The 14,412-nt window shown below is 67.6% G+C and carries 16 protein-coding genes; 4 read left to right on the top strand and 12 right to left on the bottom strand.

From position 1 onward, the window contains the following. Positions 1-32 precede the first annotated feature (32 nt). Both AC1RL8_RS19110 and AC1RL8_RS19105 read left to right on the top strand, forming a co-directional pair. A complete protein-coding gene (locus AC1RL8_RS19110; RefSeq protein ID WP_492685818.1) occupies positions 33-926 on the top strand; it encodes an SDR family NAD(P)-dependent oxidoreductase in 894 nt (297 codons plus the stop codon). Between the two features lie 48 nt (positions 927-974). Further along, a complete protein-coding gene (locus AC1RL8_RS19105; RefSeq protein ID WP_062469081.1) occupies positions 975-1,199 on the top strand; it encodes a SlyX family protein in 225 nt (74 codons plus the stop codon). A 10-nt stretch (positions 1,200-1,209) separates the two neighbouring features. Here AC1RL8_RS19105 and trhA read toward each other — a convergent pair whose 3' ends face one another. The 8 genes from trhA to cyoA form a co-directional block, all read right to left on the bottom strand. Beyond that, a complete protein-coding gene (gene trhA / locus AC1RL8_RS19100) occupies positions 1,210-1,917 on the bottom strand; it encodes a PAQR family membrane homeostasis protein TrhA (protein WP_492685819.1) in 708 nt (235 codons plus the stop codon). A 63-nt stretch (positions 1,918-1,980) separates the two neighbouring features. After that, the gene (locus AC1RL8_RS19095) at positions 1,981-2,544 is read right to left on the bottom strand and encodes a response regulator transcription factor (RefSeq protein ID WP_062469084.1); all 564 of its coding nucleotides are present in this window, start codon (positions 2,542-2,544) and stop codon (positions 1,981-1,983) included. Then, positions 2,541-3,935 (bottom strand): ATP-binding protein, encoded by a 1,395-nt coding sequence (locus AC1RL8_RS19090; protein WP_492685820.1) that lies wholly within the window; start codon positions 3,933-3,935, stop codon positions 2,541-2,543. Before AC1RL8_RS19090 ends, AC1RL8_RS19095 begins: the two co-directional genes overlap by 4 nt. Then, positions 3,919-4,743, bottom strand: coding sequence for an SURF1 family protein (locus AC1RL8_RS19085; protein ID WP_492685821.1), 825 nt, complete (start codon positions 4,741-4,743; stop codon positions 3,919-3,921). The genes AC1RL8_RS19090 and AC1RL8_RS19085 overlap by 17 nt, the downstream gene beginning before the upstream one ends. Beyond that, a complete protein-coding gene (gene cyoD / locus AC1RL8_RS19080) occupies positions 4,743-5,165 on the bottom strand; it encodes a cytochrome o ubiquinol oxidase subunit IV (RefSeq protein WP_062469089.1) in 423 nt (140 codons plus the stop codon). Before cyoD ends, AC1RL8_RS19085 begins: the two co-directional genes overlap by 1 nt. Beyond that, positions 5,162-5,803 (bottom strand): cytochrome o ubiquinol oxidase subunit III, encoded by a 642-nt coding sequence (gene cyoC / locus AC1RL8_RS19075; protein WP_062469091.1) that lies wholly within the window; start codon positions 5,801-5,803, stop codon positions 5,162-5,164. The genes cyoD and cyoC overlap by 4 nt, the downstream gene beginning before the upstream one ends. Further along, entirely contained in the window at positions 5,796-7,802 is a 2,007-nt protein-coding gene (gene cyoB, locus AC1RL8_RS19070; RefSeq protein ID WP_492685822.1) for a cytochrome o ubiquinol oxidase subunit I, read from the bottom strand. Before cyoB ends, cyoC begins: the two co-directional genes overlap by 8 nt. A gap of 1 nt (position 7,803) precedes the next feature. Then, positions 7,804-8,829 (bottom strand): ubiquinol oxidase subunit II, encoded by a 1,026-nt coding sequence (gene cyoA, locus AC1RL8_RS19065; protein WP_492685823.1) that lies wholly within the window; start codon positions 8,827-8,829, stop codon positions 7,804-7,806. A 190-nt stretch (positions 8,830-9,019) separates the two neighbouring features. On the opposite strand from cyoA, the gene AC1RL8_RS19060 reads away from it, so the two are divergent. Together AC1RL8_RS19060 and AC1RL8_RS19055 are read left to right on the top strand one after the other, a co-directional pair. Continuing rightward, a complete protein-coding gene (locus tag AC1RL8_RS19060; RefSeq protein WP_070061504.1) occupies positions 9,020-10,360 on the top strand; it encodes an MFS transporter in 1,341 nt (446 codons plus the stop codon). A gap of 84 nt (positions 10,361-10,444) precedes the next feature. After that, positions 10,445-11,113 (top strand): HAD family hydrolase, encoded by a 669-nt coding sequence (locus AC1RL8_RS19055; RefSeq protein ID WP_492685824.1) that lies wholly within the window; start codon positions 10,445-10,447, stop codon positions 11,111-11,113. 23 nt (positions 11,114-11,136) lie between these two features. On the opposite strand, the gene AC1RL8_RS19050 is transcribed toward AC1RL8_RS19055, so the two are convergent. Genes AC1RL8_RS19050 through AC1RL8_RS19035 form a run of 4 tightly spaced genes read right to left on the bottom strand, consistent with a single transcriptional unit; the run spans position 11,137 to position 14,294 of the window. Beyond that, on the bottom strand, positions 11,137-12,138 hold the full coding sequence (locus AC1RL8_RS19050; protein ID WP_492685825.1) for an isopenicillin N synthase family dioxygenase: 1,002 nt from the start codon (positions 12,136-12,138) through the stop codon (positions 11,137-11,139). Then, positions 12,135-12,878 (bottom strand): amino acid ABC transporter ATP-binding protein, encoded by a 744-nt coding sequence (locus tag AC1RL8_RS19045; RefSeq protein ID WP_099792091.1) that lies wholly within the window; start codon positions 12,876-12,878, stop codon positions 12,135-12,137. The genes AC1RL8_RS19050 and AC1RL8_RS19045 overlap by 4 nt, the downstream gene beginning before the upstream one ends. Next, entirely contained in the window at positions 12,875-13,585 is a 711-nt protein-coding gene (locus AC1RL8_RS19040) for an amino acid ABC transporter permease (RefSeq protein ID WP_070061508.1), read from the bottom strand. Before AC1RL8_RS19040 ends, AC1RL8_RS19045 begins: the two co-directional genes overlap by 4 nt. Positions 13,586-13,598: 13 nt before the next feature. Further along, positions 13,599-14,294, bottom strand: coding sequence for an amino acid ABC transporter permease (locus tag AC1RL8_RS19035; protein WP_099792089.1), 696 nt, complete (start codon positions 14,292-14,294; stop codon positions 13,599-13,601). Between the last annotated feature and the right edge of the window lie 118 nt (positions 14,295-14,412).

Below are 14,412 nucleotides of genomic sequence, written 5' to 3'. Positions count from 1 at the left end.
CTTCCTCCCACCTTCATTCAAGGGGTTCCATCATGCAATCCGTCATCCTCGTCACTGGCGCCGGCTCCGGCATCGGCAAGCTCAGCGCGCAGGCGCTCGCCGAAGCGGGCCACATCGTCTATGCCTCCATGCGCGACATCGCGGGCCGGAACAAGGCGCGCGCGGCCGAGCTGCGTGCCCTGGCCACGGCCCAGGGGCTTCAGCTGCATCCGCTCGAACTCGATGTGCTGTCGCAGGCCTCCGCCGACGCCGCCGCGGCGACCATCGTCCAGGCGCAGGGCCGCCTCGATGTGGTGATGCAGAACGCGGGCCATCTCGTGGTCGGGCCGACCGAGGCCTTCACGCCGGAAGACATCACCCAGGTGTTCGACACCAACGTGCTCGGCGCCCAGCGCGTGAACCGCGCAGTGCTGCCGTACCTGCGCCAGCAGGAGTCGGGGCTGATGCTGTGGATCAGCAGCACGACCACCAAGGGCGGCTTTCCGCCGTTCATGGGCCCGTACGGCGCGGCCAAGGCGGCCATGGATTCGCTGGCGGTGACGCTGGCCTACGAGATCGCGCGCTTCGGCATCGAGACCTCGATCGTCGTGCCGGGCGCGTTCACGCGGGGCACCGATCACTTTCCGACTGCGGGCAAGCCCTCCGATGCGGCCATTGCCGCCGCCTACAGCCGCTACGACGGCGTGATGGACCGCATCGGCGAGCGCCTGTCCGCCCTCACGCCCGAGCATGCCGATCCGCAGGCCGTGGCCGACGTCATCGTGCGCATCGTGGGCCTGCCGGCCGGCACGCGGCCGATGCGTTCGCTGATCGACTTCGTGGGCGACGGTGCGGCCGAGGTCTTCGAGGTGTCGGAGCGCGTGCGCATCGACTTCGCCCGCCGCATCGGCATGGGCGACCTGCTCGAGGCGAAGGTCCGGCGCTGAGCGGGGCGCTGTCAAGAAAGGCGGTGGATCTTCCTGTCCAATAGCGGCATGGAACATTCACCGAACGACGTGACAGAGCGCCTGAACGACCTCGAGATCAAGTCGAGCTATGCCGAAGACCTGCTCGAGCAGCTGAACATGACGATCTACCGGCAACAGCAGCAGATCGACAGCCTGATCCTGCAGGTCGCGCAACTGCGGCTGCAAAGCCAGAACGCAGGGCAGGACGGGGGCGCGCGCAACCTGCGCGACGAACTCCCACCCCACTATTGATGAAGATCGCTCAGCCGTGCGCGTGCCAGAGCACGGCGAAGAAGTGGCAGGTGCTGCCGGCCAGCACGAACAGGTGCCACACCGAATGCGCGTAGCGCACCTTGTTGTCGAACAGGAACACCACGGCCCCGGCCGTGTAGAACAGCCCGCCGGCCACCAGCCAGGTCAGTCCCGCCGATGACATGCGCTCGTACAGTGGCACCGCCGCCATCAGCGCCATCCAGCCCATCGCCACGTACAGGCCGGTCGACCACAGTGGGTGCTGCAGGCGGTTGAACAGCTTGGCGCCCACGCCCAGCACGGCGGCGGCGGTGATGGCGCCGAACAGCGTCCAGCCCCAGGGCCCGCGCAGCACGCCGAACAGAAAGGGCATGTAGCTGCCCGCAATGAACAGGTAGATGGCCGCGTGGTCGAGCCGGTTGAACCAGGCCTTGGCGCGGCCGATGGGCAGCGCGTGGTAGAGCGTGGAGATCAGGTACAGCACGATGGCCGTGCCCGCGAAGAGCGAGGCGCCCACCACGGCCGCGGCCTGGCCCTTCTGGGCGGCGCTGTAGACCAGGATCGGCAGCGAGGCGATCGCCAGCAGCAGGCCCAGGCCGTGGCTCAGGGCGTTGAAGAGCTCTTCCATCGCGGTCTGGTCGCGCGCGGCGGACGCCTGCTTTTTCTGCAGATCGGTGGAATGGGCGGGCTGCAGCTGCAGCGGCGGGCTATTCGTCATCAGGAACAGAGCCTCCGGGGTCGGTGTTGGTTCCGCAAGAATTCGCGAAACCGGCAGATCATGTTACTTGACCTGCTGTTTGCCGAGTTTGCGTGCCAATGTGCGCCGATGCATGCCGAGCCGGCGCGCGGTTTCCGAGATGTTGAAGCCGGTCTCGGCCAGCATTTCGTGGATGCGCTCCCACTCCAGCGTCTTGATCGAGGTGGAGCGGTTGGTCAGTTCGACCTCGGTGGTGCCGGCGGCGCGGCCGAAGGCGGCCTCGATGTCGTCGGTGTTCGAAGGCTTGGCCAGGTAGTGGCAGGCGCCGAGCTTGATGGCCTCGACGGCGGTGGCGATGCTCGCGAAGCCGGTGAGCACCACGATCAGCATCTCGGCGTCGTGCCGGTGCAGCATCTGCACGCAGGCCAGGCCCGAGGCCTCGCCGTTGAGCTTCAGGTCGACCACGGCGTAGCCGGGCGAAGGGCCATCGCCTTCCTCGAGCAGCGCTTCCACTTCCTCGAGGTTGCGCGCATGCACCACCACGTAGCCGCGCCGCTCGAAGGAACGCGCGAGCGTGCGCGCGAAGGCCTCGTCGTCCTCGACGATGAGCAGCTGGCGGACTTCGGCGGTGTCGGGTGTGTGGGTCATGGGCTGCTCGGGGCTTGGGGGGCGGCGTTGTCCGCGAGGGGGGCGGCTGCTTCGTCGTCCTCTTCGAGCACGATGGCCGCCAGCGGCAGCGTGATGGTCACGATGGCGCCGCCCTCGGGGCGGTTGCGCACGGCGACGCGTCCGCCCAGGGTGCGCGCCACGTTCACGACCAGGAACAGGCCCAGCCCGCCGCCGGGCCGGCCCTTGCTCGACTGGTAGGGCTTGCCGAACTCCGCGAGGATGGCCGGCATGAAGCCGGGGCCCGCGTCGGTGACGGTGATGGTGAGCGCGTCGGCGTCGTGCGTGGCTTCCAGGCGCAGCCAGTGCGGCGAGGCCTCGAGTGCGTTGTCGAGCACGTTGCACACCATCTGCTTGATGGCCGAGTCGGACACCATGGGCAGGTCCTGCCCGAACAGGTTCTCGTAGTCGAACTCCTCGACCGGGCGCGTGGTGCGCCATTCTTCGACGAGGTCGTCCAGGAAGGTGCGCACGGTGGTTTCTTCGGACGACTCGCCGCGCGTCTCGCCGGCCGACAGCAGGATGCCGCTCACGATGCTCTTGCAGCGCTGGATCTGCACTTCCATCTCGGCCACTTCCTGCAGCAGCTCGGGGTCGGAGCTGAAGTGCGGCAGCCGGCGCCAGTCGCCCAGGATCACGGCCAGCGTGGCCAGCGGCGTGCCCAGCTCGTGCGCCGCGCCCGAGGCCAGCAGGCCCATGCGCACGATGTGTTCTTCTTCCGACGCGCGCTGGCGCAGGTCGGCCAGCCGCGCGTCGCGCACGCGCAGGTTGCGGCTGATGCGGGTGATGAAGACCACCAGCAGCGCGGCGTTGAGCGCAAAGCACACCAGCATGCCCTGCACGTAGGGGCTCCACAGGCCGCGGTCGTGGTCCAGCGGCAGCGGCAGCGGGCGCGAGAACAGCGCCAGGCCCGCGAAGCACAGGCCGGTGATGACCACGATGGTCCAGGTCGACCAGGCCTTGAGCAGCACCGCGCCCAGGATCACCTGCAGCAGGTACAGGAAGACGAAGGGGTTGGTGGCGCCGCCGCTGAGGTACAGCTGGGCCGTGAGCGTGGCCACGTCGACCAGCAGCGCGACGAACAGCTCTTCGTTGGTCACGCGGCCATGGATGCGCAGGCGCAGCAGGCTCACCATGTTGAACAGGGCCAGGCAGGTGAGCACCTGCAGCATGTGGTTCAGCGGCAGGCGGATGCCGAAGCCGTAGTGCACCACGAGGATGGTGGCCACCTGCCCGACCACGGCGAACCAGCGCAGCTGGATCAGCTGCTGCATGTTCTGGTGGCCGATGGCGTTGTCCAGGCTCGCGACGCCCGCGCGCGGAGCGTGCAGCTCGCCGGCCACCGCGACCAGCTTGTCAGTCGCGGCGGGCATCGGCGGGGTCGGGGCGTGCGGCGTCGGCATGCGGTGCATTTTCGCCGCTACCGTCTTGCGATGCCCGTCGGCGCCGGTCGTCGCGCCACACGAACCCATAGGCGCCGAGCACCATCAGCGCCAGCCCGTACCAGGTGAGGGCGTAGACGAGGTGGCTGTTGGGGAAGGCGATGACGGTCAGGCCGCCTGCTGGCCACGTGGGCGCAGCCTGTGCGGGCGCAGCGCCGGCCTCGGCATCGACGAAGTAGGGCGCCACGTCGGCCAGGCCGCGCGCGGCGGCAATGGCCTGCACGTCGCGCGAGAACCAGCGGTCGGCCGCAGGGTCGTTCGTGCGCAGGAAGCCGCCCTTGGGTTCGGTCAGGCGCAGCAGGCCGGCCACGGTGGTGTCGCCCTGGGGCTCGGGGGCGGTGCGGGCCGCGCGTTCACGCGCTTCAGGCGGCACGAAGCCACGGTTGACGAGCACGACGCTGCCGTCGGCGGTGCGCAGCGGGGTCAGCACCCAGAAGCCGGCGCCGAGCCGGGTGCTGGCCTGCACCAGCGCTTCCTTGTCATGGAGGAACGTGCCGCGAAGGCGCACGTGCCGGTATTCGTCGTTGGCCGCGTTGACCGTGGGCCATTCGGATCGCGCCGGCGCGTCGGTGGCCGGGGCGTGCACGCGCTGGTCGACGCGGGCGATGAGATCGAGCTTCCAGGCCCGGCGTTCGACCTGCCAGGTGCCGAGCGCAAGAAAGCCGGCAAAGGCAAGGACGGCGCAGACCGCCAGCGCCGCACGCGTGACAACCGAGCGCGGGCGGGCGGCCGGGGCCATCAGGGCATGTTCTTCATGTCGTGGACCATGGCCGGCATCATGTTGGTGTTCATGTGATACATGACCCACAGCGACCCGGCCAGCGTGATGACCACGAGCACCAGCGTGAAGATCAGCGCCAGCATGTTCCAGCCGCCTTCGGACTTGGCGTCCATGTGCAGGAAGTACACCATGTGGACCACGATCTGCACCACGGCGAAGCCGAGGATGACGAGGGCGGTGGTGCTCGGGTTGGCGATCACCTTGCCCATCACGAGCCAGAACGGGATCGCGGTCAGGATCACGGCCAGCACGAAGCCGGTCATGTAGCCCTTGAAGGTGCTGTGGCTCACGGGGCCGTCGTCGTGGTGGTCGCCGTGACCGTGGCTGTCGTGTGCGCCGTGGCCGTGTGCGGCGGTGGCGGTGTGTGCGGGGGCGCTCATGCCATCGATCCCATGAGGTAGACAAAGGTGAAGACGCCGATCCACACGACGTCCAGGAAGTGCCAGAACATCGACAGGCACATCAGGCGGCGGCGGTTGGCAGCGGTGAAGCCGTGCTTGGGCAGCTGGACCATCAGCACGACCAGCCAGATGATGCCGAAGCTCACGTGCAGGCCGTGCGTGCCCACCAGCGCGAAGAACGACGACAGGAAGGCGCTGCGCTGCGGGCCGGCGCCTTCGTGCAGCAGGTGCGCGAACTCGTACAGCTCCAGGCCGATGAAGCCCAGGCCCAGGAGGCCCGTGATGCCCAGCCACAGCAGCACGCCGCCCATGCGCTTGCGCTGCATCTCGAGCATGGCGAAGCCGTAGGTGATCGACGACAGCAGCAGCAGCGAGGTGTTCATCGCCACCAGCGGCAGGTCGAACAGGTCGGCGCCCGAGGGGCCGGCCGCGTAGCTGCGGCCCAGCACGCCGTACACCGCGAACAGGCAGGCGAAGATGAGGCAGTCGCTCATCAGGTAGAGCCAGAAGCCCAGCAGCGTGCCGTTCTCGGGGTGGTGGTCCTCGTTGCGGACGTGGAACAGGTCGAACGCCGGTGCGTTCGCGTTCCGGGAGGGGAGGGCGGTGGTATCAGACATGGGCGGTGGCCAAGAGGCGCGTGCGTGCTTCTTCGGTGCGAACGACTTCTTCCGCGGGGATGTAGTAGTCGCGCTTGTAGTTGAAGGTGTGGGCGATGATCGCGACCATCATGGCCACGAAGCCGATGCCGGCCACGAGCCACATCTGCCAGATCAGGGCAAAGCCGCACACCGCGCTCAGCGCCGCGATGATGAAGCCGGCGGCCGTGTTCTTGGGCATGTGCACGGGGCTGAAGCCGTCCAGCGGACGCTGGTAGCCGCGGGCCTTCATGTCGGTCCAGGCGTCGTTGTCATGCACGCGCGGCGTGAACGCGAAGTTGTAGGCCGGCGGCGGCGACGAGGTCGACCACTCCAGCGTGCGGCCGTTCCACGGGTCGCCCGTGGTGTCGCGCAGCGACTCGCGGCGGATGAAGCTCACCACCAGCTGGATCAGGAACGAGGCGATGCCCAGGGCGATCAGCACGGCGCCGACGGCGGCGACCTGGAACCAGATCTGCAGCGACATGTCCTGGAAGTGGCTCATGCGGCGCGTGACGCCCATCAGGCCCAGGATGTACAGCGGCATGAAGGCCATCCAGAAGCCGACGATCCAGAACCAGAACGAGCACTTGCCCCAGAACGGATCGAGCTTGTAGCCGAAGGCCTTCGGGAACCAGTAGGTGATGCCTGCCAGCATGCCGAACAGCACGCCACCGATGATCACGTTGTGGAAGTGGGCGATCAGGAACAGGCTGTTGTGCAGCACGAAGTCGGCCGGGGGCACGGCCAGCAGCACGCCGGTCATGCCGCCGATCACGAAGGTGATCATGAAGCCGATGGTCCACATCATGGGCAGCTCGAAACGGATGCGGCCGCGGTACATGGTGAACAGCCAGTTGAAGATCTTCGCCCCCGTGGGGATCGAGATGATCATCGTCGTGATGCCGAAGAACGAGTTCACGCTGGCGCCGGAGCCCATGGTGAAGAAGTGGTGCAGCCACACGAGGTACGACAGGATCGTGATCACGACCGTGGCGTACACCATCGAGGCGTAGCCGAACAGGCGCTTGCCCGAGAAGGTGGAGACCACTTCCGAGAAGATGCCGAAGGCCGGCAGGATCAGGATGTACACCTCGGGGTGGCCCCAGATCCAGATCAGGTTCACGTACATCATGGCGTTGCCGCCCATGTCGTTCGTGAAGAAGTTGGTGCCGACGTAACGGTCCAGCGACAGCAGGGCCAGCACGGCCGTGAGCACCGGGAAGGCGGCCACGATCAGCACGTTGGTGCACAGGGCGGTCCACGTGAAGACGGGCATCTTCATCATGGTCATGCCGGGCGCGCGCATCTTCACGATGGTGGCCAGCAGGTTCACGCCGGACAGCAATGTGCCCACCCCCGCGATCTGCAAGGACCAGATGTAGTAATCGACCCCCACGTCAGGACTGAACAGGATGCCCGACAGCGGCGGGTACGCCAGCCAGCCGGTCTTGGCGAACTCGCCCACGAACAGCGAGGCCATCACGAGGCCGGCGCCGAAGGTGGTCATCCAGAAGCTGAAGTTGTTCAGGAACGGGAAGGCCACGTCGCGCGCGCCGATCTGCAGCGGCACCACGAAGTTCATGAGGCCCGTGACCAGCGGCATCGCCACGAAGAAGATCATGATCACGCCGTGGGCGGTGAAGATCTGGTCGTAGTGGTGCGGCGGCAGGAAGCCCGCGTTGTCGCCGAAGGCGACGGCCTGCTGGGCCCGCATCATCAGCGCGTCGGCGAAGCCGCGCAGCAGCATCACCAGGCCCAGGATGATGTACATGATGCCGATCTTCTTGTGGTCGATGCTGGTGATCCAGTCATTCCACAAGGTGCCCCACAGCTTGAAGTAGGTCACGGCGCCCAGCAGCGCCAGGCCGCCCAGGATCACGGCCGCGAAGGTCACGAGCAGGATCGGCTCGTGAAGGGGAATCGCCTCCCAGGAGAGGCGGCCGAAGACGAGCTTCGTCAGGTCTAGGTTCTGCAACATCTTAGTCTTCGGTGGTGCACATCGCGGTGACGTACTTGCGCTTGGGCGTGTCGAGGGAGTCGGCCTGCCAGGCCTGCTTGGTGGCGACGTTGAAGGCGCCGGGCTTGCCCAGGCCGCCGTCGGCGTCGATGGCCATCATTTCCTTCATGCACATCTTGTTGCGGTCGACGCACAGGTTCAGGATGGCGTCGTACAGGGCCGGGTCGACCGCGGCGTAGTGGCGCACGGGCTCGCGCTCGCTCGGCACTTCGAGCTTCTTGTACTGCTCGCGGGTCAGTTCGCCCTCTTTGCCGGTCTTGACCTTGGCCACCCACTGGTCGAAGCCGTCGTGGCTCAGACCGTGGAACTTGAAGCGCATGCCCGAGAAGCCCGCGCCGCTGTAGTTGGCGGAGAAGCCGTCGAACTCGCCCGGCTTGTTGATCACCGCGTGCAGCTTGGTCTCCATGCCCGGCATGGCATAGATCTGGCCGGCCAGCGCGGGAATGAAGAAGGAGTTCATGACCGACGAGGCCGTGATCTTGAAGCTGATCGGGCGGTCCACCGGGGCGGCCAGCTCGTTCACCGTGGCGATGCCCTGCTCGGGGTAGATGAAGAGCCACTTCCAGTCCAGCGCCACCACCTCGACCACCAGCGGCTTGGTTTCGGCGGGAATCGGGCGCTGCGCGTCCAGGCGGCTCAGCGGGCGGTACGGGTCCAGCGTGTGGGTGCTGATCCAGGTGATCGCGCCCAGCGCGATGATGATCAGGAGCGGCGCGGCCCAGATCGCCAGCTCGAGCTGCGTGGAGTGGTCCCAGTCGGGGCTGTAGGTGGCCTCCTTGTTCGACTGGCGATAGCGCCAGGCAAAGAAGATGGTCAGGCCGATCACCGGAATGATGATGATCAGCATCAGCACCGTGGAGACGACGATCAGGCGTCCCTGCTGGTTGGCGATGTCGCCGGAGGGGTTCAACAGCACCGTGTTGCAGCCCGCCAGGAAAATGGCGGAAAGCAGCAGAAGTGCTCGGCGAAGGGTCTTGAGGATGTGCATGCCGGGAGAGGAAAGTGCGAAGGCCGCGCAAAAATGACCCTGCAATCTACGCCGCCCAAGGGATTCCGCCTATTGGACGTTTTGTCCTATGGCGGTAAACGCAATTCGGTGAGACGCTACAGGGTGTCCAGAATTTCCCCTGTGTCGTGCCCCGGCATGACACCCGAATTACAGCCAGCCAGCTAGCAAGATGACGACGTCCAGCATCAGTCCACCAGGCGCCCAGCCTGTGTCGCACCCGACCGAAGGCGGCGCCCGCGCCGCAGACGCCGACCATTCGCACATCGCCCCGGGCGAGATCGCGGTCGGCGTGGTCATCGGCCGCGCCTCCGAGTATTTCGACTTCTTCGTCTACGGCATCGCCTCGGTGCTGGTGTTCCCGGCGGTGTTCTTCCCGTTCGAGCAGCGCCTGGAAGGCGTGCTCTGGGCCTTCGTGATCTTCTCGTTCGCCTTCATCGCGCGCCCCTTCGGCACCGTGATCTCGATGGCGATCCAGCGGCGCTTCGGGCGCGAGACCAAGCTGACCATCGCGCTGTTCCTGCTGGGCACCTCCACCGCCGGCATCGCCTTCCTGCCGGGCTACGCCAGCATCGGCTTCACGGCCATCGTGCTGCTGTCGATCTTCCGCTTTGCCCAGGGCCTGGCACTGGGCGGCTCGTGGGACGGCCTGCCGTCGCTGCTGGCGCTGAACGCACCGCCCAACAAGCGCGGCTGGTACGCCATGCTGGGCCAGCTGGGCGCACCGCTGGGCTTCTTCCTGGCCAGCGCGCTGTTCGCGTACCTGTATTCCAGCCTGCCGCTGGCCGACTTCCTCGACTGGGGCTGGCGCTACACCTTCTACGTGGCCTTCGCCATCAACGTCGTGGCGCTGTTCGCGCGCCTGCGCCTGGTGGCCACCGACGAGTACGCGCGCCTGCTCGAAGAGCGCGAGCTGCAGCCCACCAGCGTGGTCGAGCTGACCCGTTCGCAGGGCGCCAACCTGCTGATCGGCGCGTTCGCCGCGCTGGCCAGCTACGCGCTGTTCCACCTGATCACGGTGTTCCCGCTGTCGTGGATTTCGCTGTACTCCGACCAGTCGATCACCGAGTTCCTGATCGTGCAGATGGTCGGCGCGGTGTTCGGCGCCATCGGCATCGTGGCCTCGGGCCTGATCGCCGACCGCATCGGCCGTCGCTTCACGCTCGGCGGCCTGGCCGCCATGATCGCCGTGTTCAGCGGCTTCGCGCCCACGCTGCTCGACGGCGGGCGCATCGGGCAGGACATCTTCATCGTGCTGGGCTTTGCGCTCCTGGGCCTGTCGTACGGCCAGGCGGCCGGCGCCGTGACCTCCAACTTCGCGCCCAAGTACCGCTACGTGGGTGCGGCCCTCACGGCCGACCTGGCCTGGCTCATCGGCGCGGCCTTTGCCCCGCTGGTCGCCCTGGGCCTGTCGGCGCACTTCGGGCTGGCCTTCGTGAGCGTCTACCTGCTGTCGGGCGCGCTCGGCACGCTGGCGGCGCTGGGGCTGAACCGGGCGCTGGCGCGGGACTGACCGGCGTTGCCGTTTTTCTCGAAACAAGGGGCCGATGGCCCCTTTTTTCATGGCCGACGCGTCGCTCGCTTAGGATTCGCCTCGATGTTCACCGCCGCCATTTTTGACATGGATGGGCTGCTGATCGATTCGGAGCGCCCCATCATGGCCGCCTGGATCGCCGCGGCCCGCACGCTCGATGTCGAGCTTTCGCACGCCCAGTACCTGCAATGCGTGGGGCTGGCCATGAGCGAATCTAAGCAGATCCTCGCCGCGCTGCTCGGCGGCCCGGCCGCCTACCAGCACGCGGCGACGCAGGTGACCGCCGCGCTGCAGCTGGAACGCTCCGACGGCGACGCCCGGCCGCTCTTTCCCATCAAGCCCGGCGCGGCCGAGCTGCTTGCCGCCCTGCGCGGTCGCGGCACGCGCTGCGCGGTGGCTTCGTCGTCCACGCGCGGGCAGATCGCGGCCTGCCTGGGCAGCCTCGACGTGCTTCACCACTTCGAGGCCTTCGCGGGTGGCGACGAGGTGGCGCGCGCCAAGCCCGACCCGGCGCTGTACCGCCTCGCGGCCGAGCGCCTGGGCGTGGACCCTGCGGATTGCGTGGCCTTCGAAGACAGCGAGAACGGCGCCAAGGCCGCGCTGGCCGCCGGCATGCGCGTGGTGGTGGTGCCCGACCTCAAGCACCCGCCCGAAGCGATCGTCGCGCAGGCCTTCCAGGTGCTCGATTCGCTGCACGACGCGATGCCGCACGTGCCGCGCTGGTTTCCCTGACGCGGTCAGGGCCCGGGTTCAGTTCAGAGCACTTCGTCCCGCAGCTGCGGGAACACCTTCGACACCTTGGCCAGCAGGTAGTCGCCGTAGCGGCCGCTGAAGGCGTGCACGTTGGCGCGGTCCCAGCGCTCGGCGCTGTCGTCCAGCGCGTCGGCACCGGCCAGGCCTTCGATGCGCTGCACGCGGGCCTCGAAGTTCGGGTCGAAGAACAGCGGGAACGAGAGCCGGTCGCGGCCCGAGGTGTTGCGCTTCACGCGGTGCGGCGTCGACTTGTAGAGCCCACCGGTCATGCGGTCGAGCATGTCGCCGATGTTGCAGACGAAGGCGCCGGGCACCGGCGGCGCGTCGATCCAGCCGCCCGGCGTGTGCACCGCGAGGCCGCCCACGGTGTCCTGGTGCAGGATCGTGAGCAGGCCGTAGTCGGTGTGTTCGCCCACGCCCCACTGCACGTCCAAGCCCTCGGGCACGGCCTGCGTCGGGTAGTTGAAGAGGCGGAACAGGATCAGCGGGTCGGCCGTGTAGCGTTCGGCGAAATAGGAAGCGGGCAGGCCGAGGCTCAGTGCGATGCCTTCCATGAGCCGGTGACCCAGCTGCGTGACGGCGTCCATGTACGCGAGGATGGTCTCGCGAAAGTCCGGCACGTCGGGAAAGAGATTCGGCCCGTGCACGGGCGTCTTCGCCTGCACCAGCGGGTGGTCGGCGGGCAGTTCGGTGCCCAGGTACAGGCCTTCCTTCCAGTCGGGGCGGCCCGAGGTGAGCTCGCCGCCGCGCGGGAAGAAGCCGCGCCAGGCCCGGCCGCCCAGGGCCATGCGCCATTGCATCTTGGTTTCCTCGGGCAGGTCGAAGAACTGGTGGCTCAGGTCTTCGAGCCGCTGGATCAGCGCGGCGTCGACGCCGTGGCCCGTGACGTAGAAAAAGCCGTGCGCGCGGCAGGCGTCGCCGATCTGCGCCGCCACGCGTTCGCGTTCGGGCGTGCCGGCCACCAGCGGGGCGACGTCGATGAGGGGGAGGGAGGAGTCGGTCATGCGTCTCTCGAAAAAGGCGAACGGATGTCGGACAGGAACTGCTGCGCACGCGGGTGCTGCGGGCGGTTGAAGAAATCGTCGGGCGTGGCGCGTTCGAGCACCTGGCCCTGGTCCATGAAGAGCACGCGGTCGGCCACCTCGCGCGCGAAGCCCATTTCGTGCGTGACGCAGACCATGGTCATGCCGTCGCGCGTGAGGTCGCGCATCACCAGCAGCACCTCGCCGACCATCTCGGGGTCGAGCGCGCTGGTGGGCTCGTCGAACAGCATCAGCGGCGGCTTCATGGCGAGCGCGCGCGCGATCGCCACGCGCTGCTGCTGGCCGCCCGACAGCTCGCCGGGCCACGCATTGGCCTTGTTGGCCAGGCCCACGCGCTCCAGCAGCGCCATCGCGCGCGCGTCGGCTTCCTTGCGCGACAGGCCGTGCAGCTGCATCGGCGCCATGGTGCAGTTCTGCAGCACGCTGAGGTGCGGGAACAGGTTGAACTGCTGGAACACGAAGCCGATGCGCGAGCGAAACGCGTTCACGTCCAGGCCCGGCGCGTGGATGTCCTGCCCGTCGAGCGTGATGCGGCCCGACTGGATCGGCTCCAGCCGGTTGAAGGTGCGGATCAGCGTCGACTTGCCCGAGCCCGAGGGCCCGCACACCACGACCACCTCGCCCTTGTGGATGGTCTCGGTCACGTCGACCAGCGCGTGGTAGCTGCCGTACCACTTGTTGACTTTTTCGAGTTCGATCATGCGGGCACCTTGAGAGGCGCGGCGGGAAGGCCGCGGCGCGCGAGCCGGCGCTCCAGCCAGTAGGCGAAGCGCGAGAGGCCGAAGCACAGGATGAAGTAGGTCAGGCCCAGGATCAGGTAGATCTGCGCCGGCTTGGTGAACACCTGCGTGTTGATCTGCGTGGCAATGAACGACACCTCGGCCAGCCCGATGATGTAGCCCAGCGAGGTCTCCTTGATGGTCGAGACGAACTGGTTCACCAGCGAGGGCAGCATGCTGCGCAGCGCCTGCGGCAGCACCACGAGGCGCATCGCGCCGAAGTAGCTCAGGCCGAGCGCGCGCGCGGTTTCCATCTGCCCGCGCGGCAGACCCTGGATGCCGGCGCGCACGATCTCGGCGAGGTAGGCGGCATCGAAGATCACCAGCGCGATCAGCATGGTGGTGAACTGGTCGGTCTTCACGCCCGTGACGCTGGGCAGGAAGAAGTAGGCCCAGAAGATCACCATCAACAGCGGCAGGCCGCGCACCACGAACACCAGCGCCGTGACGGGCCAGCGCACGCAGCGCCACGGGCTCACGCGCGCCAGGCCGAGCACGATGCCCAGCGGCAGCGCGAGCACCAGCCCGCACGAGGCCAGCAGCAGCGTGAGCACCAGCCCGCCGAGCGGGCCGTTCGGGTACTGGCCGATGAGGAAGTAGACCCAGTAGTCGTGGATGATTTCGAGCATCAGCGCGCCGCCTTCAGATGGTCCGCACCGGGAAGCGGTGGTGGTACCAGGTGGCGAGCCCGGTGATGGCGAGCGACACCGTCAGGTACGCCGCGCTCGCGAACGCGAACGACTCGAAGCTGCGGAAGGTCGCGCTCTCGACCTGCCCGGCCTGGTACATCAGCTCGGCCACGCCGATCACGGTGGCGATCGAGGTGTTCTTCCACAGGCTCAGCGTCTGCGAGATGAGCGGCGGCACGGTCACGCGCAGCGCCTGCGGCAGCACCACGCGGCGCATCGTGGCCAGGAAGCTGAAACCCAGCGCGCGGCCGGCCTCGAATTGCACGGCCGGGATCGAGCGGATGCCGCTGCGGATGTCCTCGGCCATGAAGGCGGCCGTGTACAGCGACAGCGCCACGATCGCGCTGTAGGCCTCGATGTGGCCTTCATAGAGCCAGGTCTTGATGCCCTCGGGCAGCAGCTCGGGTGCGCCGAAATACCAGAACAGCATGTGGGCCAGCAGCGGGATGTTGCGGATCGATTCCACGTACGCAAAACCGAGCCAGCGCAGCGGCGCCAGCGGCGAGAGCCGCAGCAGCGCCACCACCAGCGCCAGCGGCAGCGCGAAGACGAGCGAGACCGCGAGCAGCTGCAGCGACAGCCACAGGCCCGCGACCAGCATGTCGTGGTACTGGCCGGTCAGCAGCAGCGAATAGTCGAACAGGGGCATGGGAAACGGGAGGCACGGCGAAAGGCGCCGGGGCGCACATGGTACGCATGCGCGTCGTGCCGCTCAAAAGCGAAGGGCGGGTCGCATGGCGGCCCGCCCCTGGTGTGCCGAGCGCGCG

It is taken from the genome of Variovorax sp. GW822-FHT04E09, assembly GCF_058800845.1.
This window is presented reverse-complemented; position numbering and strand designations above follow the sequence as displayed.